Annotated in this window: 2 protein-coding genes; both read right to left on the reverse strand. The window is 68.2% G+C overall.

Annotated features, from left to right (window positions below):
- Nucleotides 1-30: 30 nt before the first annotated feature.
- The gene (locus tag IHQ52_RS21865; protein ID WP_238063950.1) at nt 31-23,160 is read right to left on the reverse strand and encodes a non-ribosomal peptide synthase/polyketide synthase; all 23,130 of its coding nucleotides are present in this window, start codon (nt 23,158-23,160) and stop codon (nt 31-33) included.
- Nucleotides 23,153-26,365: a non-ribosomal peptide synthetase gene (locus tag IHQ52_RS21870; protein ID WP_167325086.1), complete on the reverse strand. Its 3,213-nt coding sequence runs from the start codon at nt 26,363-26,365 to the stop codon at nt 23,153-23,155. The genes IHQ52_RS21865 and IHQ52_RS21870 overlap by 8 nt, the downstream gene beginning before the upstream one ends.
- Nucleotides 26,366-26,368 lie beyond the last annotated feature (3 nt).

Raw genomic sequence — 26,368 nt, forward strand, 5'->3', positions numbered from 1 at the left:
TCGGACCGGTTGCCGTGTTTCGACAACCCGTCATGCATGTCCAGGTGAGTCGGCATCCGCTTCACGAACACCCGAGAGCGCCTGTTCGACCCGGGGACCGATCACTCCGAGCGACGCCGCATCGGTCATTCCGAGGTGGTGCGTTGCGACATCGGTGTTGTCGATCGTTCCGGACACGTGCGGCTGCCAGCTCTCGGAGATCGCGGCGGGATTCGTTTTGTCGTTCGTCGCGGTGAAGACCTGGATCGACCCGTCGAAACGCTGTGGGCGATAGTCCATCAACACCTCGGCGGACACCGCGAAGCTGTCCATCACGCGGTCGACGACGTCGTCGGCGAGCAGTCCCATTCCGGCGATCTGCGTCCGCACGATGTCGGCGACCTCTTCCGGGCTCTCGGCTTTCACCGCGTCGTCGAGGTCGAACAGGTCGCGCCAGCCGCCCAGGATGTCGGCGGTGTGGTCCGGGTTCGTCGCGGACTCCTCCTCGGCGACCACCTCGGGAGCCGGGGTCTCGCCCTCCCCCGGTGGAGCGGTGTCCATGATGCCGAGGTAGGCAACCCGTTCTCCGACGGCCTGCAGTCGCGTCGCCATCGCGTGGGCGATGATCCCGCCGATCGACCACCCGAGCAGGTGGTACGGGCCCTCCGGCTGAACCCGGCGGATCTCCTCGACGTAGCGCGCGGCGAGCTCGTGCGCGTCGGTGGCGCTGTCCTCGCCGTTGACGACGTGCGGGTCCTGGAGCCCGTAGATCGGCCGGTCGGCGATGTACGGCGCGAACCCACCGTAGAACCAGGCGAGACCACCGGCCGGATGCACACAGAACAGCGGCGGCCGCGAGCCGTCGCCGCGCAGGGTGATCAGCACGTCGTTCCCGCGGGTACTGCCCTCCTCGATACGACGGGCCAGCTCGCGAACGGTGGGATCGCTGAACAGCCAACGCAGTTCGAGCGGAAGCCCGCGGTCGTGAACCCGCGAGACGACCTGGGTCGCCGAGAGCGAGTTACCGCCGAGATCGAAGAACGACTCGGTGGCCGAGACACGGTCGACGCCGAGCACCTCGGCGAAGACCTCGGCGATGGCGCGCTCGTTGTCCGTCTCGGGTTCGACGTGGTCGACGGTCACCACGACCGGTTCCGGCAGTGCCGCCTTGTCGAGCTTGCCGACCGGCGTCATCGGGAGCGAGTCGAGGCGCGTGAGTGTCGCCGGGACCATGAAGGACGGGAGTCGTCGGCCGATGAACTCGCGGAGCTCCTCGTCGGTCACGTCCCCGGTGGTCACCAGATAGGCCGCGAGCGACGTGGCCACCGCGCCGCCGACGCCCACGACTACCGCGGAGTCGACCGCGGGATGCGCCGCGAGTGCCGATTCGATCTCGCCCAGTTCGATCCGGAGACCGCGGAGCTTGACCTGATCGTCGGTACGTCCCGAGTACGAGAGCGCGAGCGCACCGTTTGCGGATCGATTCCAGCGCACCACGTCGCCGGTGCGGTACATCCGGGAACCCTTGTCCCCGAACGGGTCCGCGACGAAACGGTCGGCCGTCAAGCCGGGCCGGTTCAGATAGCCGCGTGACAGCGGGAGGCCGGTGACGTACAGCTCACCGGGTACACCGACCGGGACCGGATGGAGACGACTGTCGAGGACCTGCAGACCGAGTCCGGCGAGCGGCCCGCCGAGCAGGACCGGTTCGCCCGGTTCCATCGGCTCGCTGATGGTGATGCCGATCGTGGTCTCGGTGGGCCCGTACAGGTTCTGGATGCGTCGAACGGACGACCACGCGTCCTTCAACGCCTGCGGAACCGCTTCGCCGCCGACGTAGACCAGCTCGAGGGAATCGAGTGCCTCCGGATCGAGCGTCGACAGAACGGTCGGCGTGAGGAACGTGTGCGTGACACGGTGCTCGACCATGAACTCCTCGAGCGCCGCCCCACCGACCGCGTCGGCAGGACGGTAGGCGATGAGTCCGCCGGACGCGGTGGCGAGCAGATACTCGAGGACCGATGCGTCGAAGCTGGGCGACGCGAATCCCAGCACCCGTGCCGGGCCGGACACCGATCCGCGCCGCATCTCCTCGCGCGCGAAGTTGGCGAGGCCGGAGTGACTGACCGACACGCCCTTGGGCCGGCCGGTCGAACCCGAGGTGTAGATGACGTAGGCGGTGTTGTCGATCCGGGCGGGAGCGAGCCGCTCGGACTCGGACACCGGCGTCGCCGCGGAGCCCGTGAGATCGAGACCGCCCAGGCGATACCACTCGAAGCCCTCGTCGGGCAGCGGTCCGACGGCATCCGTCGTGAGACCCAGGACGGCACCGGAATCCTCGACCATGTTCGCGACCCGCTCGGCCGGGTAGTCGGGATCGATCGGCACGTAGCCGCCGCCGGTCTTGGCGACGGCCCAGATCGCGGTGAGCAATTCCACCGATCGCCCGATCGCCAGGGCCACCAGGGACTCCGGTCCGATGCCGCGTCCGATGAGCCAGCGCGCCAACCGATTCGACCGGGCGTCGAGCTCTTCGTAGGTGAGGGACTTGCCGGTGGCATCGACGACGGCCACCGCCTGCGGCCAGGAGCGAGCGGCCCGCTCGAAGGTCTCCGCGAGCAGTTCCGGCTGTGCGCCTCGTCCGCCCGAGACCGGGGTGAGTCGACCGCTGGTCGTGTCGTCGAGGAACAGTGCGTCGCCGACCGCCGCGTCGGCCCGGGACGTCAGCGTGTCCAGCAACTCCACCAGCCAGCCACCGATCCGCTGGGCGGACGACTCGTCGAACAGGTCGGTGGCGTAGGTCAGCGTGGTCCGCCACGGCGCGCCAGGTTCCGGTGCCGCCGCGACGCTCACCAGGAGGTCGACCTTGGCCGGCGTGGCCGCGAGCGGCAACGGTGCGATCGCGAGATCGCCGACCGATCCGGACGGCAGGTCATCGGCGCCGGGCAGACCGCCGGCAGCCTGGTCGAACGTGAGCCAGACCTGGCTGAGGGGCGCGAAGGCGCCCGACCGCGCCGGCTTGAGCGCGTCGACCACGGTCTCGAACGGGACGTCGGCGTGCGCGAACGCCTCCACGTCGACGGACTTCACCCGCGAGAGCACCTCGCCGAACGACTCGGCCGGCGAGATCGGCGTCCGGAGGACGAGCGTGTTGACGAACATGCCGACGACCCGATCCAGCTCTTCCTGACCGCGACCGGCGATCGGCGTGCCGATCGCGATGTCGTCGGTTCCGGACAGCCGCGAGAGCAACGTCGCGAGGGCGGCGTGGACCACCATGAAGTTCGTGACCCCATGGTCGTGGGCCACCGCGGCGATCCGGTCCGCGACACCGGCCGGGATCTGCACGTCGACCCTCGCGCCTGCGCCCGACGCCGCCGTGGGCCGGGGCCGATCGGTGGGCAGGTCGATGACATCCGGCAGACCGGCGAGCTTCTCGCGCCAGTAGGCCAGCTGCGATCCGAGAACGGTGGTCGGATCATCGGGTGCACCAAGCACCTCGTGCTGCCAGAGCGCGTAGTCGGCGTATTGCACCGGCAACGGCGCGAATTCGGGTACCGCACCCGTGGTCCGGGCGACGTAGGCGGCCACCAGGTCGGCGACCAGCGGGGCAACCGACTCACCGTCGGCGGCGATGTGGTGCACGACCAGCGCGAAAACATGCTCGTCGTCGGAGATCCGCAGCACCCGCGCACGGATCGGCCACTGCCGGCTGACGTCGAAGCCGGTCATCACGTCCCGCTCCAGAGCGGCCTGATCGGTGACCTGCGTCCAGTCCAGGCGATCCGCGACCTCTGAGGCCGGGTGGATGCGTTGGAGTGGCAGGCCGTCGACCGCCGGGAAGGTGGTGCGCAACGACTCGTGGCGCACGACGACGTCGGCCAGGGCGGCACGCAACGCCGTCAGGTCGATCGGTCCGGTCAGTCGCAGGACCGCCGGGATGTTGTATGTGGGCGACTCCCAGTCGAACTGGTTGATGAACCACATCCGCTGCTGCGCGAACGACACCGGAACGGCATCCGGCCGCGGCTCGACCGCGACGATCGGCGGCAGACCGCGGGTTCCCGCCGCGGCCGCCGCGACCAGTTCACGAACACTGGGCGCGCCGAACACATCCCGCACGGACACGTCGACGCCCAGAGCGGCACCCGCGCGGGAGGCCAGCCGCATCGCGGACAGCGAGTTGCCACCCATGTCGAAGAAGCTGTCGGTGACACCGATCCGGTCGACGCCGAGCACCTCGGCGAAGACCTCGGCGACCCGGGCCTCCTCGTCGGTGGCCGGTGCGACGTACTCGCCGGAGGTGAATTCGGGCGCGGGCAACGACTTTCGGTCGAGCTTGCCCGCAGTGTTGAGCGGGAACTCGTCGAGCGGCATCCACACCGTGGGCCGCATGTACTCGGGCAGCGGCGTCGCGATGGCCGCCTTGACCGCGTCCAGGTCGACCGTCTCGCCGGGTGCTCCGGACACGTAGGCGACGAGGTGTTCGCCGCCGTCGGGGGCCTGGGCAACGGTCACCGCGGTGTGCACGACGCCGGGCGCCTGCGCGATCGCGGCCTCGATCTCACCGAGCTCGATCCGCTGGCCCCGGAGTTTCACCTGGAAGTCCGTCCGACCCAGGTACTCGAGCTCGCCGGAAGCATTGCGCCGCACCAGGTCACCGGTGCGGTACATCCGGGACCCGGGCTCGCCGAACGGATCCGCGAGGAACCGGTCCGCGGTCAGGTCGGGCCGGGCCGCGTAGCCGCGCGCCAACTGGGCGCCGCCGACGTACAGCTCGCCGGGCACCCCGGACGGCACCTGGTGCAGACGCCCGTCGAGGACGTACGCCGTCGAATTCCACACCGGCACACCGATCGGCACGGTGTCACCGATCTCGTCGAGCTGCTGATACGTGATCTCGACGGCGGCCTCGGTCGGCCCGTACAGGTTGTACAGCACCGCGTCGGGCATGGCCGCGCGGGCCTCGGCGGCCACCGCGGGTGGCAGCGCCTCGCCCGTTGTGGAGAGGATCCGCAGACGATCGAGTCGGGCGAGCCGTTCGGGGCCCGCGAGTTCGAGGAACACCGACAGCATCGACGGCACGAAGTGCACCATCGTCGCGCCGGTGTCCGCGATCAGGTCGGCCAGGTACGGCGGGTCGAGGTGGCCGTCGGGCTCGGCGATGAGCAACCGCGAACCCTGCATGAGGGGACCGAACAACTCCGCGACCGAACAGTCGAAGGTGTAGGGGGTCTTGAGGACCACCATGTCGTCGGCACCGATGGGCAGTTCGTCGAGGCCCCAGCGCAATCGGTTGACCACGGCGTCGTGCGGCAGCGTCACACCCTTCGGCCGGCCCGTCGAACCGGACGTGAAGATCGTGTACGCGGCATGCTGGGGACGCAGCCGGCCACGGCGATCGGCGTCGGTGACCGGCGCGGTGTTCCCCTCGATCGGGGTCGAGGTGTCGACCCCGATCACCTCGACGGCGTCGCCGAGGCCGGCGATCGGCTCGGGGGTCGATTGTCCGGCGTGCACGAGCGCGACTGTCGCGCCGGAGGTCTCGACCATGTACTCGGCGCGGTCGACCGGTGCGCCGGTGTCGATGGGGACGTACTGCCCACCGGCGGTGACGATCGCGTGGATCGCGACCATGAGCTCCACCGACCGCGGGATGCACACGGCCACCGCGACATCCGGACCGATCCCGGCCGCGATCAGCTGCCGGGCCAGGGTGTTGACCCGCGCCCCGAGTTCGCCGTAGGTGACGCTCCGGTCGCCGAACACGAGGGCCTCGCGATCGGGGTACTCCGCGACACTGGCAGCGAGTGCGGACGCGAGGCCCTCGGTCGGCAGTGACCTGTCGAGTCCTCGCTGCTCGGCGGTGAGTGCCGCCGCTTCCTCGGAACCGAGGATCGGCACATCGCCGACCGCCGCGTGTACGTCGAAGGTCAATCCGTCGAGCAGCGCGACAAACCGTTCGGCGAGCGTGCTCACCGTCGATTCGTCGAACAGGTCCGCAGCGAAGACGACCGCGCCACCCCAGTCCCCGGTGGGCGCCGAGTTCACCATGAACGTCAGATCCACCTGGGCCGGTGGCTCGTCGACCTCGACGCCGGAGAACACCAGGTCTCCGACCGGGAACTCGGCAGAACGTGCCGCGCCCCCCGGGTCCAGGGTGAGCATCACCTGTGCCAGCGGCGCAAAAGCCTCGCTGCGCACCGGGTTGACCGCGTCCACCACGGTCTCGAAGGGCACGTCGGCGTTCTCGAAGGCGCCCAGCGCGGCGGTCCGGGTACGTGCGACCAGGTCGACGAAGGACGCGCCGAGATCGACCTTCGACCGCAGCACCAACGTGTTGACGAACATGCCGATCAGCGGGTCGAGTTCGGGGCGACCTCGTCCGGCGATCGGGGTGGCGATGGCGATGTCGTCGGTTGCCGACATCCGCGCGAGCAGCGTCGCCAGCGCGGCGTCGAGCACCATGAACGGGGTGGCCCCGGTCCGCGTGGCCACCTCACCGATCCGCCGGGCCACGATCTCCGGGATGGCGAACTCCGCGACCCCGCCACGACCGGTCGCGACGCGCGGCCGCGGCCGGTCGTAGGGCAGTTCCAGCAGATCGGGCATGCCGGCCAGCGCCTCGCGCCAGTATCCGAGCTGCTTGCCGATGACGGAGCCGGCGTCCTCCGGCGAACCGAGGACCTCGTGCTGCCAGATCGCGAAATCGGCGAATTGCACACCGAGCGGTGCGAATTCGGGCGCGAACCCCTCGTGTCGTGCACTGTAGGCGGCCACCACGTCGGCGATCAGCGGACGCAGGGACTCGCCGTCGGCGGCGATGTGATGGATGACGATCGCGAGCACGTGTTCGTCGGTGCCCACCGGCCACAGCCGAACCCGGATCGGCCAGTCGACGGCCAGGTCGAACTCGGTCGTGACCGCGGCCTGGATGTCGGCCATCGATCCGGCGACATCCCAGTCGAAGCGGCCTTCGACCTCCGACGCGTCGGCCACTTCCTGGTACGGAACGCCGTCGACCGCGGGGAACCTGGTGCGCAGCACCTCATGCCGCATCGCGAGGTCGACGAAGGCGGCACGTAGCGCGGCGACGTCCAGGGGTCCGGAGAGCCGCAGCACGTTCGGGAGGTTGTAGGTGGCGCTGTCCGGTTCGAACCGGTTGATGAACCACATCCGCTGCTGCGCGAACGACAGCGGAACACGATCGGGGCGCGGCGCGACGGCGGTGATCGGCGGTAGCGCCGGACTCCGTCCCGCGACCGCCTCGACGAGTTCACGGACCGAGGGCGCGTCGAACACGTCGCGGACACGGACCTCGGCATCCAGGGCGGCCGACACCCGCGCGGCCAGCCTGGCCGCGTTGAGCGACGTACCGCCGAGGTCGAAGAAGGACTCGGTGACGCTGACCTTCTCGACGCCGAGGATGTCGGCGAAGACCGCCGCGACCGCTTCCTCCTCCGGTCCGACCGGAGCGACGTACTCGACACCGCTGAGATCCGGTGCGGGCAAACGCTCCCGGTCGACCTTGCCCGCCGCATTGACCGGCATGTCGTCGAGCAGCGTCCACACCGCAGGACGCATGAAGGGGAGCAGATGGTCGGCGGCGTGGCCGCGCAGTGCGGTCACCGTGACGTCGGTGTCGGCGGTGACGTAGGCGACGAGACTCTGCGCGCCGGTGGGGGTCTCGAGGACCGTGACGACGACCTCGCGGACACCTGGCGCGGACGCGATCACCGACTCGATCTCGCCGAGTTCGATGCGCTGGCCGCGCAGCTTGACCTGGAAGTCGATGCGCCCGAGATATTCGATCTGACCGTCGGCACGCCAGCGCACGGTGTCGCCGGTCCGGTACATCCGCGAACCGGCGGGTCCGCTCGGATCGGCGACGAACCGCTCGGCGGTCAGGCCCGGGCGGCCGATGTAGCCGCGGGCGATCTGGATGCCGCCGAGGTAGAGCTCGCCGGGCACGCCGACCGGTACCGGATGCAGTCGCGCGTCGAGGATCTGGGCGGTGCCGTGCGGGGTCGGGACACCGATGGGCACCGTCGACAGTCCCGAACCCACTTCGGCGATGGTCGAGTAGATGACGGTCTCGGTCGGCCCGTACTGGTTGTGGAGGGCGGCCTGCGGCCAGACCCGGTGCATGGCGTCGGCCAGCGCGGGTGCGAGCGCCTCGCCGCCGAGCTGCACGGTCCGCACCGATCGCATCGCCGCGAAATCCTCGTCGGACAGTTCGCCGAGCATCAGCGAGAGCATCGACGGCACCATCATGATCGAGGTGACCCGATGCCGGATCACGTAGTCCCGCAACGCCCATGGGTCACGTTGCTGACCCTGTCCGACGATGACGAGTGTGCCCTGGCTGATGACCGGTCGGAACAGGTCGAGCACCGACGGATCGAAGGTGAAGTCGAGGACGGCCAGAACCACGTCGGCCGAGGTGAATTCGTGGTCGAGGTGATCGGCGTGCAGCGTCGCCATCGCCGCACGGTGAGACACGGTGACGCCCTTCGGCTTACCCGTCGAACCCGAGGTGAAGATGGTGTACATCGCGTGGTCGACGTGCAGCGGGGAGGTGCGGTCGGCATCGGTGATGGTCGACGTGTCGCCCGCCAGGGGCGCCGATGCGTCCACCTCGACGACCCTCACGGTCTCCGGCGCGACGCGGTCGGCGGCCTCACGCGCGTGCGCCGAGACCACGAGCACGTCCGCACCGGTGGCGTCGAGGATGTAGCGGACCCGCTCCGCCGGTGCGTCGAGGCCCACGGGCACGAAATGTCCGCCGGCGGCGATGACCGCGTGCGAGGCGATCACCATCTCGATCGACCTCGGCAGCGAGATCGCGACCGGCACGTCGGGGCCGACGCCGAGGCCGATCAACCGGCGCGCAAGCGCATTGGTCCGGTCGGTCAGTTCTTCGTAGTCGACGGAGCGGTCACCGTCGATGACCGCGGTGGAGTGCAGGAACGACGGCTCGACCCTTTCCACCAGGTCGGCGAGGGTTCCCGTCCCGAGTCCCTGTTCGCGAGACGTCGTCGATCCCGACCACTCCTCGATGCGGGAGCGTTCGTCGGCATCGAGGAGTTCGATGTCGCCGATCAGGGCCTCCGGTGCGGTCACGACCGCGGACAGCACCCGGATCAGTCGATCGGCGGTCGCGCGGACCGTCGACTCGTCGAAGAGATCGGTCGCGTAGGTGACCGAACCCGACCAGGGATCTCCGGCGGGCGCGGTGTGGACACCGAAGCCGAGGTCGACCTTGGCGAGGGTGGGGCCGCCGTCGAACGGGGAGACGACCAGTCCGTTCGGCAGTTCTGCGGACCGCCGGCCCGCGCCCTGTTCGACGCTCAACCACACCTGCGTCAGCGGCGCGAATGCCGCACTGCGGACGGGGTCGACCGCTTCGACGACCGATTCGAAGGCGACGTCGGCGTGTGCGAAGGCGGCCAGGTCCGTGTCGCGGATGTCGGCGAGCAGTTCGGTGAAGGTCGCGGAGCCGTCGACCCGCGAACGCAGGACGAGGGTGTTGACGAACATGCCGATGAGCGGCTCGAGTTCGCGCTGGCCGCGTCCGGCGAACGGCGACCCGATGGCGAGATCGTCGCTGCCCGACAGACGAGCGAGTACGACCGCCAGGGCGGCGTGCACGACCATGTACGGGGTGACGCCCCGCTGCGCGGCGAGTTTCGTGATGCCGTCGGCGATCTCGGCGGGGATGGCGAAGTCGGCCTGCGCGCCGCGACCGGTGGCGGTCTGCGGGCGCGGCCGATCTGTCGGCAACTCCAGCACGTCCGGCAGACCCGCGAGCTGCTCGGTCCAGTACGCGAGCTGCCGGCCGACCACCGACGCCGGATCGTCCGGCGAACCGAGTACCTCGCGCTGCCACAGCGCGAAGTCGGCGTAGGACACCTCGAGCGGTGCGAAGACCGGCGACTCGCCGGTCGATCGCGCGAGGTAGGCGGTGACCAGATCGGAGACCAGCGGCGCAAAGGACTCACCGTCGGAGGCGATGTGGTGCATCACCACCGCGACCACGTGCTCCCTCGGGGCGGCCTCCCAGATACGGACTCGCACAGGCCATTCGCGCGCCAGCACGAATCCGCTCGACACCGCCGCCTCGATGTCGGCGACCGAGCCGACGTGCCGCACGTCCAGATGCTCGGCGATCTCGGAGACCTCGTGCACCAGCTGGAACGGCGTGCCGTCGGCGTCCGGGAACGTCGTCCGGAGCGTCTCGTGCCGGGACACGACGTCGCCCATCGCGGTGCGCAGCGCCGCGACGTCGAGATCGCCGCTGACCCGCAGGACCACCGGGATGTTGTACATGCCGCTGGCCGGGTCGAGCTTGTTGATGAACCACATCCGCTGCTGCGCATACGACAGCGGGATGAGTTCGGGGCGGGGCCTAACGCGAACGACCGGCGGCAACGCCGGGGCCGCACCAGCGGTCTTAGTGACGAGTTCGCGCACACTGGAGGCGTCGAAGACATCCCGCACCGATACCTCGACACCCAACGCCGCCGACACCCGCGCAGCCAGACGTGCCGCCAACAGCGAGTTACCGCCCAGATCGAAGAACGACTCGGTCACACCGACCCGCTCGAGGCCCAACAGTTCGACGTAGACCGCGGCCACTGTCTCTTCGGCCGGGGATGCCGGAGCCACATACTCCGCCTCGACGAACTCCGGTTCAGGCAACGCTTTACGATCCAGTTTTCCGTTGTGGTTCAGCGGCAACCGCTCCACCGCGACCACCGCATCAGGAACCATGTAACCGGGCACGTGCTCGGCCATCGCCGACCGCACCGCAGCCGTGTCTAGGTCCTCACCGGCTCCCACGACGAGGTAACCGACCAGCTGATCTCCGCGCACCGCGTCGGTAATCACCCGCGCCGCAGCCGCAGCCGCCGTCGGTAACGCCGCTAGCAGCGCCGCCTCGATCTCACCGAACTCAATCCGGAAACCACGCAACTGCACCTGCGCGTCACCACGACCGAGGTACTCGATATCGTCACCGATCCGCCGCGCACGGTCACCGGTCCGATACATCCGCGACCCATCACCAGCAAACGGATCAGCCACGAACCGGGTCGCCGACAACCCCGGACGCTTCAAGTAACCGGCGGCCAGCTGCCCACCGGTCACATACATCTCCCCCGGCACACCCTCAGGCACCGGATGCAGCCGGTCATCGAGGATGTGAATCCCCAACGACGCCAACGGACGACCGATCAACGACGCATCGGTACCAGCCACCAGATCCCGGTCCAGCGCACGGAAACTCACATGCACCGTGGTCTCGGTGATGCCGTACATGTTCACCAACCGCGCCGAATCCGACGGATCCTCATCGAACCAACGACGCACCTGATCGAAACTCAGCGCCTCACCACCGAAGACCACATACCGCAACGCCAGATCACGATCGGCCTCGCGACGGGCATCGATCAACTGATAGAACGCCGACGGCGTCTGACTCAACACCGTCACCCGCTCAGCCGCCAACAAATCCACGAATGCCCGCGGATCCCTTGCCAACTCCCGATCCACAATCAGCAGTCGCGCACCGGTCAGCAGCGGGCCCCACATCTCCCACACCGAGAAGTCGAATGCATACGAGTGGAACATCGTCCACACATCCGACGCCAAGAACTCGAAATCGGTTGCAGCGGTGTCCATCAACGTCACCACATCACGATGAGTGATCTCCACACCCTTCGGCCGTCCCGTCGACCCCGACGTGTAAATCACATAAGCGCGTGCATCCGCCGGCACCCTGACCTGTGCCCATGAACCCGAAACCCGTTCACCAGCAAGCACTTCCACATCGACAACCTGCGCCGAAACCGGCAGACGCCGCCACAGAGAATGACCGGACGACGACGCATCACCGATCACCACCGACACCTCGGCATCGGACACGATGAACGACAACCGTTCCACAGGATTGCCCAAATCCAAAGGCAGATACCCCGCACCCACCTTCAAAACACCCAGAATCGACGCCATCAGATCCACCGAACGCGCAGTCGCAATACCCACCAGATCACCAGCAGCCACACCCCGAGCAGCCAAACCAGCAGCCACCGCATCCGACCGCGCATCGAGCTCCGCATACGACAGCGACCGACCCGACGCCGACACCGCAACACGATCACCATGGGCCACAACCGAATCAGTGAACAGATCCACCAACGTACGGCCAGCGTTCTTCGTCTGTGTCACAGGAGAGGGCAACTGCGCCAACGCAACACGCTCACCAGCCGACAACAAGTCCACGTCACCGACCGCCACCGACGGATCCGCCGACAACACATCGAGCACCCGCACAAACCAATCCGACATCCGCTGCGCCGTCGACGCGTCGAACAAATCAGTCGCGGCAACCACCGAACCCGACCAAACGCCCTCAGCACCGATCTCGACATACAGCGTCAGATCCCGCTGCGCAGGCACCTCCTCGATGACCACCGGCGCGAACCTCAGATCGCCGAAATCCATCTCCTGCGGAACATCGCCGGTCTTCGGAGCCGCAACCAGCATCACCTGCGCCAACGGCGTAAAGGCCTCCGACCGCACCGGATCTACCGCGTCGACGACCGCCTCAAACGGCACATCCGCATTCGCAAACGCGTCCACATCGGCCTTGTGAACCTGCTGCAGGAACAAGGAGAAGGAAGTACCCGGATCGACCACGGTACGCAGCACGAGGGTGTTGACGAACATCCCCACCAGCGGGTCGAGCGCTTCCTGCCCACGCCCCGCAATAGGCGTACCGATCGCGATGTCATCGGTCGCACTCAACCGCGACAACGTCACCGCCAAAGCGGCATGCAACACCATAAACGGTGTCATGCCACGTGCCTCAGCGACCTTTCGCACACGCTCAGCGACCGCCGACGGAACCTCGAAAACCGTCCGTACACCACGCCCGGACGCCGCCTGCGGCCGCGCCCGATCCGCTGGCAACTCCAACACATCCGGCAACCCAGCCAACTGCTCAGTCCAATACGCCAATTGCCGGCCGACCACCGACTCCGCATCATCCGGCGACCCGAGCACGTTGCGCTGCCAGATCGCGTAATCGGCGTACTGTACATCCAACGGCCCAAATACCGGCGACTCGCCACTCGATCGCGAGAGGTACGCAGCGACCAGATCAGTCACCAACGGCGCCAGCGATTCACCGTCCGATGCGATGTGGTGCATCACCACCGCGACGACATGCTCCCCCGGTCCGGATTCCAAGACACGTGCCCGCACAGGCCACTCACGCTCCAGCGCGAACCCACCCGAGAGCGCCGCCTCCACGTCGGAAATCGCGCCCACCTGCCGCCAGTCCAGGCGTTCAGCAATCTCGTCTACACCGTGGACGACCTGGAACGGCTCCCCATCAGCACTCGGGAACGTCGTCCGCAACACCTCATGCCGCGCCACCACATCACCCAACGCCACGCGCAACGCATCCACATCGAGCGAACCCGAGACACGCAACAACGCCGGAATGTTGTACATCCCGCTTGACGGATCGAGCTTGTTGATAAACCACATCCGCTGCTGCGCAAACGACAACGGAATACGACCCGGACGCGCATCCACGCGACCCACCGGGGGCAACACGGCGGCGTCCATGCCGCCGACGGCCTCGGCGAGGGCCCGGACGGAACCGGCTTCGAAGACGTCCCGAACCGAGACCGCCACACCCAGTTGATCGGACAACCTGGCCGCGAGCCGTGCCGCGGAGAGGGAGTCGCCGCCGAGCTCGAAGAAGCTCGACGTCGCCGAGACGAGACCGGCGTCGATGCCCAGGACCGCGGCGACCACGTCGGCGATCGTGCTCTCGGTGCCGGCGGCCGGGGCCACGTACTCCCCGGCCTCCAGAACCGGCTCCGGCAGCGCCCGCTTGTCGAGCTTGCCGACCGGCGTCAGGGGCAACTCGTCGATCACGGTGAACGACGAGGGCACCATGAAGCCCGGCAGGCGCCGGCCCGCAAAGGCCTTCAGCTCGGACACCTCGACGGTGCCGTCGACCGGGACGATGTACGCGGCCAGCGCCGTCGCCACGGAACCGCCGACGCCGAGGACCACGGCGGATTCGACGGCGTCGTGCTCGGCGAGCACGGCCTCGATCTCCCCCAGCTCGATGCGCAGACCGCGCAGCTTCACCTGATCGTCGGAACGGCCGGTGTACTCGAGGGCGAGGCCGCCGGTGGCCGGCTCGGGAGTCCACCGGACCACGTCACCGGTGCGGTACATCCGTTGCCCGGCTCGGCCGTACGGGTTGGCGGTGAACCGTTCGGCGGTGAGGCCGGACCGATCGAGGTAGCCGCGGGAGAGCGCGACTCCGGCCACGTACAGTTCGCCCGGCATCCCGACGGGCACCGGTCGCAGCCGCTCGTCGAGGACCAGCAGGTCCACTCCGCCGATCGGGCCACCGAGGCGCACCGGGGCGCCCGGCTCCATCGCCGGCGAGATCGTGATGCCGATCGTCGTCTCGGTGGGGCCGTACAGGTTGTGCAGCTCGGTCGCCCCCGACCAGCGGTCGACGATCGTCTGCGGCACGGCTTCGCCGCCGGCCGCGATCACCCGGAGACTCGGCACCTCGGCCGGATCCAGCGTCGAGAGCACCGACGGGGTCAGGAACGTATGTGTCGCACCGTGTTCGGCGATGAAACGGGCCAGCGCAGGCCCGCCGACCGCCTCCGACGGCCGATACGCCACGGTTCCCGAGGTGACCGTGGCCAGCAGGTACTCCAGCACCGAGGCGTCGAAGCTCGGTGAGGCGAACCCGAGGACCACCGGCTTCTCGCCGGCATCGAGGCGTTCGGCTTCCTGTCGTGCGAAGTTCGCGAGGCCCGAATGGGAGACGGCCACGCCCTTGGGACGGCCCGTCGATCCGGACGTGTAGATGACGTAGGCCAGGTTGGCCGCGGTGACCGGTCCGAGCCGTTCGGCGTCGGTGATCGGCCCGGTCGGCTGCGCGGCGATCTCGGCGGCCGCCGAGTCGTCGTCGAGCCGCACCCACTCGAAGTCCCGGGCCGGCAGGTCACCGGACTCCGTCACCGACAGTCCCAGTACCGCCCCGGAATCCTCGATCATGGACGCGACGCGCTCGGCCGGGTAGTCGGGGTCGATCGGCACATAGGCTCCACCGGTCTTCGCGACCGCCCAGATCGCGGTCAGCAGTTGTGCCGAACGACCGATCGCGAGGGCGACCGCACGTTCGGGTCCGACGCCGCGACCGATCAGCCAGCGGGCCAGTCGATCCGACGCCTCATCGAGTTCCCGGTATGTCAGTCGTGCTCCGGAGCCGTCGACGAGGGCCACGTCGTCGGGCGCGCGGCGCACCGCAGCCCGGAACAGATCGGTCAGCGTGACCGGGTCCGCGGCGGGACCGCCGGTCACCGGTGTGAGCGCGACACCTGCTTCGCCGGAGAGAAGCGGGAGCTCGGCACATGTCGCGTCAGGACCGTCGGCGATGGCTCCGAGCAGCTCGGACAGGACGTCGGCGAAGACCGCCACCTGTTCGGGAGCGAACGCGGTCGGCAGGTACTTGATCTTCAGTGCGAGTTCGGCACCGCGACGGGACGCCGACAGATTGAGCGGATAGTGCGTGGCGTCCGAAGTCTTGGCGCCGATCAGCTTCAGGCCACCGGCCGATGACGCATCGATACCGGCCACCGAGTCGACGTTCACCGGGAACGACTCGTAGACCGCGAGTGTGTCGAACAGCGCGGGTAGCCCGGTCTGTGCGGCGAGCATCGGCAGACCGATCTGCTGATGGTCGAGGACCTTCACCTTGTCGTTCTGGACGGCGGTCAGCACGTCGACGACAGTGGCGTCGGGGTCGACGTCGACGACTGCCGGGATCGTGTTGATGAACATGCCGACCATCGACTCGATGCCCTCGATCTCGGGTGATCGACCGGACACGGTCTCCGCGAAGGTCACCGTCCTGGTGCCGGTCAGCCGGGAGAGGAAGACCGCCCAGGCGAACTGGACGACCGTCGACATCGTGGTCGAGTTGTCCCGTGCCAGGGCCTCGAGACGCTCGGTGACCTCTACGTCGAGGGCGAACTCGTGGTCTCGGGGCGGCGCGTCGGCGGACGGCTCGTGGCCCGGCGCGACCAGCGTCGGCTCGCTCACCGGTGCGAGCACCTCACGCCAGGCGGTGAGCCCGGCGGCGATGTCGGTGGTCGCGACCGCGCGCGCATGATCGGCGAAATCACGTCCCGAGGCATCCGGCAGCGACCCGGTGAAGGTCTCTCCGGTCGCATAGAGCGACAGGAGGTCGGCGAGGACGAGTGGGCTCGACCATCCGTCGATCAGCAGGTGATGGTTGGTGACCACGAGTTCGGCGCCGTCGCGATGCTCGACGAGCACCACGCGGATCAGCGGGGGCTCCGCCATGTCGAACGGCGTGGCCCGCTCGGCCGCCAGCACGGCGTCGACGCGACTCTCGTGAGAGGCGGCGTCCTCCGCGCGTAGGTCGATCACGCTCCACGGCACGGTCACCTCGGCGGGCACGACCGTGACCGCCGCACCGCTCGGCAACCGGACGAAGCCCGATCGCAGGACCCGCTGGCGTGCGAGAAGTTCGCCCAGCGCGGCCCTCAGACGCTCGGGGTCCACGTCACCGGTCAGCGACAGGACGGTCTGCGTGACGTAGACGTCGATGGCATCGTGATCGGCGACGGTGCTCGCCAGGTCGGCCTGGAAGAAGAGGCCCTGCTGCAGCGGCGTCATCGGCCAGACGTCGGCGCCGGGGTACTGCTCGGCGATGAGGTCGAGATCATCCTGGGTGACCTCGACACCAGGCACGTCGGCGCGACTGAGCCCGATGTCGGCACCACCGTCGACGAGCGCGGCGACCGCGCGCAGCTCCTCGTGCCAGCGGCGGGCGATGTCGGACGCCGCGGTCTCGTCGAGCACGTCCGTGGCGTAGGTGACCTTCGCTTCCAGCCGTTTCTCGTCCCGGCCGGCCGTGCTGATGTTGATCCCGAAGACGCTCGGTGACCGCATCGCACCCGTGATGGTGCTCGGCATGTTCGGGCGGTCGGACACCGGCAGGAAGTCGTCGGGCGCGGTGTCCGCGGACGGTGCCGTGCCGCCGCCGAAGAAGTTGTACATGATCGTCGGGAGCGGTCGGTCGGCGATCTCGCCGTCCGAGTTGTAGCGGAGGATGCCGAATCCCACGCCGCCTGCCGGACGCGAGAGTCGCGCGTCCTTGGCCGATTTGACCGCGTGCACGACGTCGCTCGACGCGGTGACCGCGAGCGGGGTGATGCTCGTGAACCACCCGACGGTGCGGGACAGATCGATGGCGCCGTGGTCGCCGGCGATGCTCTCGTCCCGGCCGTGCCCCTCGGTCGAGACCGTGACCGGCCCGTCGTCGGCGATGCCGTTGTCGAGCTGCCAGGCGCGCACGGCCCGCGCGAGTGCGCCGAGGAGTACGTCGTCGACGCTGCTTCCGAACGCCTGGGGAACCGTGGTCAGGATCGGCCCGGCGACATCGTCGACCACATACGTCAGCGAGGACTCGTCACGCCAACGGTGTAGTGCCTGATCTGCGGTGTCGCCGAACGATGTCGGCCTCACCGGTAGCTGCTCGAGCCAGTAGTCGACCTCGGCAGCGCGTGCGTCGACCTGATCGGCCAGGAGGTGTGCGATCCGTCGGGCGGAAGTCCCCTCGGGTCGGAGTTCGATCGGCCGCCCGGACGTGAGTTGCGCCCAGGCCGTGACGAGGTCCTCGACGAGGACGGGCCACGAGACGGCATCCACACCGAGGTGGTGGATGGCGATCACGAGGCGGCGGCGGCCCTCGCCGTTGACCACTGCGGTTCCGAAGAGGGAGCCGGTTTCCGGGTCCAGCGCGCCGAGCAGCTCCCGGTGGGCGTCGACGAGGGCCGGGTCCAGCGGGCCCGCCGCGTCGATCTCGCGGACGGCCGGAACCGTGCCCGCCCCGGCCGTCATGGTCCAGGCGTCCCCGGTCCGCGTGAGGACCGCGGTCAGCATCGGATGGGCTGCCGCGACCGCTTCGACGACGGTCTGCAGGTCGGCGATCGCGGCGGCCCTCGGCACGTTGAACACGAGCGACTGCGAGAAGTCGGCGAAGTCGGACGGATGTTCGGAGTGCTCGATCATCCAGGACGTGACCGGCGGGAGAGGCATGTCGCCGGAGCCGCCGCCCGGCAGCTCCTCGATCAGTGCGGCCGGACCGCCCGAGGCCGCCGCAGCGGCGGCCATGGCGCGAATCGTCTTCAGCTCGAAGATCTCTCGCGGAGACAGGTGTATGCCCGCCGCCTTCGCCGCCGACGACAGCTGGATCGACATGATCGAGTCACCGCCGAGGGCGAAGAACGACTCGGTGACGCTGACCCGCTCTTCCCCCAGAAGGCCTGCGACGATACGTGCCAGGTTCTCTTCGGCGGGGTCGGCCGGCGCGACGAATTCGGCCGGCTCAGCGGCATGCGGTTCGGGCAGCGCGGTGCGATCGAGTTTGCCCGCGGGCGTCAGCGGGATCTCGTCGATGACGATCGCCTGGGCCGGCACCATGTGCGCGGCCAGATGTCGGGCCGCCTCGTCGAGGACCGCGGCGCTGTCGATGGTCGCGCCCGGTTTCGCGACCAGGTAGGCCACGACCTCGGTGTGCTTGCGTCCCCCGCGGGTCGACTCGACGCCGACGACGACCGACTGCGCGACACCCGGCTGCGCGTCGAGCACGACCTCGATCTCACCGAGTTCCACACGCTGGCCGTTGATCTTGACCTGGTGGTCGGCGCGGCCGGCGAACTCGAGGTTGCCGCCCTTGGCCACCCGCACGAGGTCGCCGGTGGCGTACATCCGTGTGCCCGGCTCGCCGAACGGATCGGCGACGAAACTGGTCGACGTCTGGCCGGGACGGCCGAGGTAGCCGCGTGCCAGGCCTGCGGTGGACAGATAGAGTTCGCCCACCACGCCCTGGGGCACCTCGTGCAACCGTCCGTCGAGGACGCGAACGGTGAAGCCGTCCACCGGCTTCCCGATCGTCACCGGCTTGCCGGCCGTCAGACGCGACCGGGTGGCCCACACCGTGGCCTCGGTGGGTCCGTAGCAGTTGAAGATGCGGCGGCCGCGCTCGGACCATCGCTCGACGAGTTCCGGCGGACACGCCTCACCACCGGTCGCCAGGTTCCGCACATACTGTGCGCGTTCCGGGTCGACGGTCGCCAGCACCGACGGCGTGATGATCATGTCGGTGACCTCGTCGCGGTCCAGCACTTCGGCGAGCGCATCGCCGGCGAAGTCGGTGTGCGGTGCGATCACCAGGGTGTGGCCCGCGGGGATGGCCCAGGCCATCTCGAACATCGAGGCGTCGAAACTCGGCGACGCGACATGCAGGATCCGGGTGTCGGGCTCGTCTTCCGGTGTGCCGGTGGTGATCTTGGCGAGCGAGTTGACGAAGTCGACGATGCCGGTGTGCGAGACGCCGACGGCCTTGGGTCGGCCGGTCGAACCGGATGTGTAGATCAGGTAGGCGAGGTTGGTCAGCCGCACGGATCCGTTGCGCTCGGCGTCGGTGATGTCGTCGCCGGATTCGGCTTCGGCCTCGAGATCGGCGAGATCGACCCATTCACAGACGGATTCGCCGAGGCGAGCACGGGTTCCGGCATCGGTGATGCCGACGGTCGCACCCGAGTCGTCGAGCATGTAGGCGATGCGGTCTGCGGGATACGCCGGGTCGACGGGCACGTAGGCGGCACCGCTCTTGATGACGCCCCACGTCGCGAGGACCGAGCCGATCGACCGCTCCATCCCCACGGCGACAACGTCTTCCGGGGAAACGCCGCGGGCGAGCAACGCTCGCGCGATTGCGTTGGTGCGCGTCTCGAACTCGTCGTAGTCGATCTCCGTGCCGTCGCAGATGAGCGCCGGGTGGTCGGGGTCGAGGTCGCGCTGGGCGAGGACGTCGATGAGTGTCCCGGCCTCGACCTCGCCGCCGCGGCCGACCATCGCGCCGGGCGTGCGAACCGCGACCGCCGCCGCGGGCGCCGACTCCACGCGTTCTGCACCGACGATGTCGATGTCGCCGACCGCGATGTCCTGGTTCTCTACGACAGCGGTCAACACACGCCGGTACACCTCGGCGAACCGCTCCACGGTGGACTCGTCGAAGAGATCGGTGGCGTAGATGAAGTCCGCGGCCATCGGCGCGCCGGCGCTGCGTGCGCGGATCGCGACGGTCAGGTCGAACTTGGCGTTGACGGCACCCGGAGCGACAGGCGCGGCCTCGATGCCCGCCGCCTCGAGCTCCGCGGCCTCACCGTCGATCGCCTCGGTGTAGGTGAACGCGATCTGCGCAAGCGGCTGGTACGACGACGACCGTTCCGGGGCCAAGGTCTCGATCAGATCGTCGAACTGCACCTGGTCGTTGGCGAAGGCGTCGAGCACAGTGGTGCGCACGCTGCCGAGCAGGTCGCCGACGCTGCGGCCGGGATCGACCTGTGTGCGCAGCAGCAGGGTGTTGACGAACATCCCGATGAGGTCTTCGACTGCGGCGTCGTTCCGGCCCGCGATCGGGGTCCCGATCACCACGTCGGTACTCGAGGAGAGTCGGGCGACGGTCGCCGCGAAGGCCGCTTCGGTGACCATGAACGCGGTCATCGTGTTGCTGCGGGCGAGCACATCGACGCGGTCGGCGAGACCGTCGTCGAACTCGACGGTCACCGTTGCTCCCGCGGTGCCGAGCACGGCGGGTCTCGGTCGGTCCATCGGCAGATCCGTCACCGCGGGCAGACCGGCGAGCACACGCCGCCAATGGCTCAACTGTTCGCCGAGAACGCTTGTCTCGTCGTCGGCGTCGCCGAGGACGCTCTGCTGCCACAACGCGTAGTCCGCGTACTGCACATCCAGAACCGGCAAGCCGCCGGTGCGACCCTCTGCCCGCGCCGCATAGGCAGACATCAGATCTCGCGCGAGGACCGGGATGGACTGACCGTCCATCGCGATGTGGTGCATCGTCAGGGCGACGTGCAGACCTGCCCCGTCGCGATGGAATCGTCCCCGGAGTGACATCTGGGTACTGACGTCGAAGCCCTCCGTGGTCGAGCGGACCAGTGTCTCGACGGAGTCGGCTTCGCGCCAGTCGAGCTGTTCGCGGGCGACCGCGACGGGCAACACGTCCTGCACCGGCGCGGCACCGACCGACGGGTAAACGGTACGCAGTACCTCGTGACGTTCGACGACGTCGCACAGCGAGTCGAAGAGCAGTGTCTCGTCGACATCGCCCGCGAGCGTGAGCGCGGCCGGGATGTTGTATGCGCCGGACGCGGTGTCGAACTGGTTGAGGAACCACATCCGACGCTGGGCCCGGGAGAGCGGCAGTCGTTCGGGCCTCGGCTCGATGCGCTTCACCGACGGCAAGGCGGACCCGCGACCACTGACAGCGTGGACGAGGCCGCGGACGCTGGGCGACTCGAAGACGTCACGAACCGACACGTCGACGCCGAGTTCCTTCGAGACCCGGGCTGCGATGCGCGCAGCCGACAACGAACTGCCGCCGATGTCGAAGAACGAGTCGGTGACGCCGACACGTTCGACGTCGAGAAGCTCGGCGAACAGACCGGCGACGGTTTCCTCGTCTGCATTACCTGGCGGCACGTACAGAGTCGGCGCGATCACCGGTTCGGGCAGCAGACGCCGATCGACCTTCCCCGAGCGATTCAACGGCATGGCGTCGAGCCGTACCCAGGCGCTGGGTCGCATGTACTCGGGCAACAGTTCTGCGGTAGTTGCAGCGACGGTGTCGACATCCACGTCGGCCGGGGCGAGGTAACCGACCAATTGCTGGCCGCCGGGCCCGTCGACCACCGCCGCCGCCGCGTGGAGCACCCCGGGAGCCGCGGCGAGAGCGGCCTCGACCTCGCCGAACTCGAGGCGCTGGCCTCGCAACTTGACCTGAAAGTCGGTGCGCCCCAAGTACTCTATTTCCCCGTCACGATTCCACCGAGCCCGGTCGCCGGTGCGGTACAACCGCGCACCGGGCTCGCCGAAGGGGTCTGCGACGAATCGCTCTGCAGTCAGATCCGGCCGCCCGGCATAGCCACGGGCCAACTGGACACCGCCCAGGTACAACTCGCCCGGGACACCGATGGGGACTTCGCGCAATGCCGCGTCGAGAACGCGCGCCGACACCCGACGAGTCGGGGTTCCGATCGGGATCACCCGGTCGTCCTGTGTCACCCGATGAATCGTCACGACGATCGAGGCCTCGGCCGGCCCATATTGATTCTGGAGCCGCGTCCCGGGCAACTGCGCCATCAGGTCGCGAGCGACCGGTGGTGTCAGGGCCTCCCCGCCGGTCTGGATGAGACGCAGCGAGGTCAACTCGCCGACCCCGGCCCCGAGAACCTCGTTGAACGCAGCCAGCATCGCCGGGACGAAGTGGATGACCGTGACCCCGTGGCGGCGGATCAGATCCGCCAGGTGGACCGGATCGCCGTGCCTGCCCGGCTCCGCGATGACCAGCGTGGCACCGATCGCGATCGGCAGAAAGATCTCTCGGACCGACACATCGAACGTGATTGGCGCCTTGTAGAGAAACACGTCTCGCGCGGTCAGGTCGTACTGTCCGATGTCGGCTGCCAGCCGGTTGGCGATACCCCGGTGGGCGATGACAACTGCTTTCGGACGCCCCGTCGACCCCGACGTGAACAGGGTGAAGGCGGCGTTGGCAGGTCTGGTCGGACCCGCGAACTCTTCCTCGTCCAGACCCGCGTAACCCGGAGTCGAGATGTCCAGGACATGCACATCGACGACGTCGTCGAAACGCGATCGCGCTTCGGCTTCCCCATCGCTGGTCACCACGACGAGCCGAACTCCGGCAGTCCGCACCATGTAACGAGCACGGTCGACCGGCAACTGCTCGTCGAGGGGTACGAAGTGCCCGCCTGCCATCGCGACCGCATGGATGGCGACGACCTGTTCGACGGAACGGTCGATCTGGATACCGACTGCGACTTCTGCCCCGACACCCAGCGCGGTGAGCTCCCGGGCCAGCCTCGCCACTCTGCGGTCGAACTCTGGACGGCTCACGGTCCGATCACCATGGATGATGGCCGGACGGTCAAGGGAAGCGTCCAGGGCAGTCATGGTCCGTAATCTCTCGCTGTCAGTCCTCTTGTTAACCACTTCACCCACCGGTCCGCTCCGTCGCGACGCGTGCGTATGCGATCAGGTCTCTGAGCGTTTCCGGGGCATCCGCGTCATCAAGCCCGCGGGCCCACTCTTGCAGCTGGGCACGCTCGTCATCAGTCGTCAACGGGATGTCGATAAGTGCGATCGAGGGATCTTCGACGGCGGAGGTCAGAATCCTGACGAATCGATCGGCAAAGGTCCGCACGGTGAAACTGTCGAAGAGGTCCGTCGCATAGACCATTCGAACCTCCCCGCCACCGCCGCGCTCGGTCACGACTGTGATCGACAGATCGTTGTGTGCCGGAATCACTGGAGGAGCCACAGGCGAGATCGCCAGGTCAGCCACCCCGATTTCGGCCCGCTCCTGTTCGGCCGCTTTCTGATCGAGAACAGAGACCGTCACCTGCGCCAGCGCGGCGAACGCTTGCGAACGCACCGGCTGCACACGTTCGACAATGGCCTCGAAAGGCACATCAGCATGCGCGAACGCCTCCAGATCAACCGAGCGCACCTGGTCGAGCAAATCAACGAAACTGTCCCGTGGCACAAACGACGTCCGCAACACCAGAGTGTTGACGAACATCCCGACCAACGGATCGAGCGCCTGCTGCCCCCGACCGGCGATCGGTGTGGCAACCGCAACGTCGTCGGTTGCCGACAACCGCGACAACAACACCACCAACGCCGCATGCACCACCATGAACGAGGTCACCCCACGCTCACGGGCGAGTTCATCGACCCGGGCACCCGTTTCGGCGGGCAACGGCACCGACACGACTGCACCACGGTGCGAAGCGACCCGCGGCCGCGGACGATCCGCCGGCAACTCCAACACATCCGGCGTACCCGCCAACTGCTTCGCCCAGTACTCCAACTGCCGACCAACCACCGACGACGGATCATCCGGCGACCCCAGAACACGACGCTGCCACAACGCAAAATCAGCAAACTGCACACCCAGCGGCGCGAACCCCGGAACCTCCCCCGCCGTCCGAGCCAGATACGCCGTCACGATGTCACCAATCAACGGCCGCATCGACTCACCGTCACCGACGAGATGGTGCAACACCGCCAACAGGATGTACTCATCCTCACCCACCGGTAACAAACGCACCCGGAACGGCGGCGCCGCAGCCACATCAAAACCCGAACCCGCCGCGGCCACCAACTCCTCCTCACCCGAGACCACAGCCCAATCCGGCTCAGCCACAGACGAACCCACAGCATGAACCAACTGGAACGGCTCCCCGTCAACCGCCGGGAACGTCGTCCGCAACACCTCATGACGAGCCACCACATCACGCACCGCCAACTCGAGAGCAGCCACGTCCAAACGCCCAGCCAGCCGAACCCCAACCGAGATGTTGTACGTCGGAGCCTCCGGCTCCAACTCATTGATGAACCAGATCCGCTGCTGCGCAAACGACAACGGAACACGATCCGGACGCGGATAAACCGCGGTGACCGGCGCCAGCGCGGCGCCGCGGCCGCTGGTGGCGCTCAACAATTCCCGCACGCTCGGGGCGTCGAACACGTCCCGGACCGTCACCTCGACGCCCAGTTCGTCCGAGACGCGTGCCGCGATACGGGCAGCCGAGAGGGAGCTTCCGCCGAGATCGAAGAAAGATTCCGTGACACTCACCTGTTCGAGGCCGAGCAGGTCGGCGAAAAGTGCGGCGACGGCCGCTTCCTCAGATGTTTCCGGAGCCACGAACTCGACGGCACCGAATTCCGGCGCCGGCAACGAACGGCGGTCCACCTTGCCAGATGTGTTCAGAGGCATGGATTCCAAGTGCACCCAGGTGGTCGGGCGCATGTACTCCGGTAGGCGTGCGGCCACGCTGGTCGCCACGGCGTCCACGTCGACATCGGCCGGGGCCAGATAGCCGACCAGTTGCTGCCCGCCGGGTGCGTCCACCACTGTCGCGGCCGCGTGCATGACGCCGGGAGCCGCGGCGAGCGCCGCTTCGACCTCCCCGAGTTCGAGGCGCTGTCCGCGTAGCTTGACCTGGAAGTCGTTGCGTCCGAGGTATTCCAGCTGGCCCTCGGTGTTCCAACGCGCCCGGTCCCCGGTCCGGTAGAGGCGGGCTCCCGGCTCCCCGAACGGATCGGCGACGAAGCGCTCCGCGGTCAGGTCGGCTCGGCCGGCATATCCGCGGGCGAGCTGTTTTCCACCCAGATACAACTCGCCCGGCACGCCTGCCGGCGCGATGTCCAGCGAGTCGTCGAGAACGTAGGCTTCCACCCACCTCGTGGGGGTTCCGATCGGCACCGTCCGGCTGTCCGGCGTCACTCGGTGGACGGTGGCGTCGATAGATGCCTCGGCCGGACCGTACTGATTCTGCACCCGCGTCTGCGGCAGGTACTCCATCAGGTCTCGCGCGACCGGTGGCGTGAGGGCTTCGCCTCCGGTCATGACCAGCCGCAGAGAGCCAAGCGCCCCGACTCGAGCCCCGAGGACCTCGGTGAACGCTGCGAGCATGGCCGGAACGAAATGCACGACCGTGACGCCGTGACGACGGATCAGATCCGCCAGGTGGGCGGGATCGCCGTGCCTGCCGTGTTCAGCGATCACCATGGTCGCCCCGACCGTCACCGGCAGGAACACCTCGCGAACCGCTACGTCGAAATTGATAGGCGCCTTGTACAGAAAGACGTCCTCGTCACACAGGTCGTACTGTTCGGCATCCGCCTCGAGTCGATTGGCGACGCCCTCGTGCGTGATGACCACTGCTTTGGGGCGGCCTGTCGAGCCGGACGTGAACAAAGTGAAAGCAGCATTGTCCGGCCTCACCGGCAAGGCACGATCGGCGTCGGTGATCGGTGGTTCGTCGCCGGCGGGACCCGTCCCGTCGAAGGCGTGGACATCGGCGAGGTCGCCGAACCGTTCCATCGCCGCGGCTCGGCCGCTGCCCGTCACGACGACCAACCGGACCCCTGCCGTGGCCACCATGTACCGGGAACGGTCAACAGGGAGTTGCGCATCCAGCGGAACGAAGTGGCCACCGGCGGTGATCACTGCATGGATCGCGATGACCTGCCCGATCGAGCGCTCCATCTGGATCCCGACGGCGACCTCCGAACGGACACCGAGCGCGATGAGCTCACGTGCCAACGTCGCCACTCGCGATTCGAACTCGCGGCGACTGACCTCGCGATTGCCGTGGACGATTGCCGGACGGCTTGACCTGTTGCCCGGATCAGTCACCTT

Origin of the sequence: Gordonia amicalis (assembly GCF_022059885.1) — a bacterium.
Taxonomy (GTDB): Bacteria; Actinomycetota; Actinomycetes; order Mycobacteriales; family Mycobacteriaceae; genus Gordonia; species Gordonia amicalis.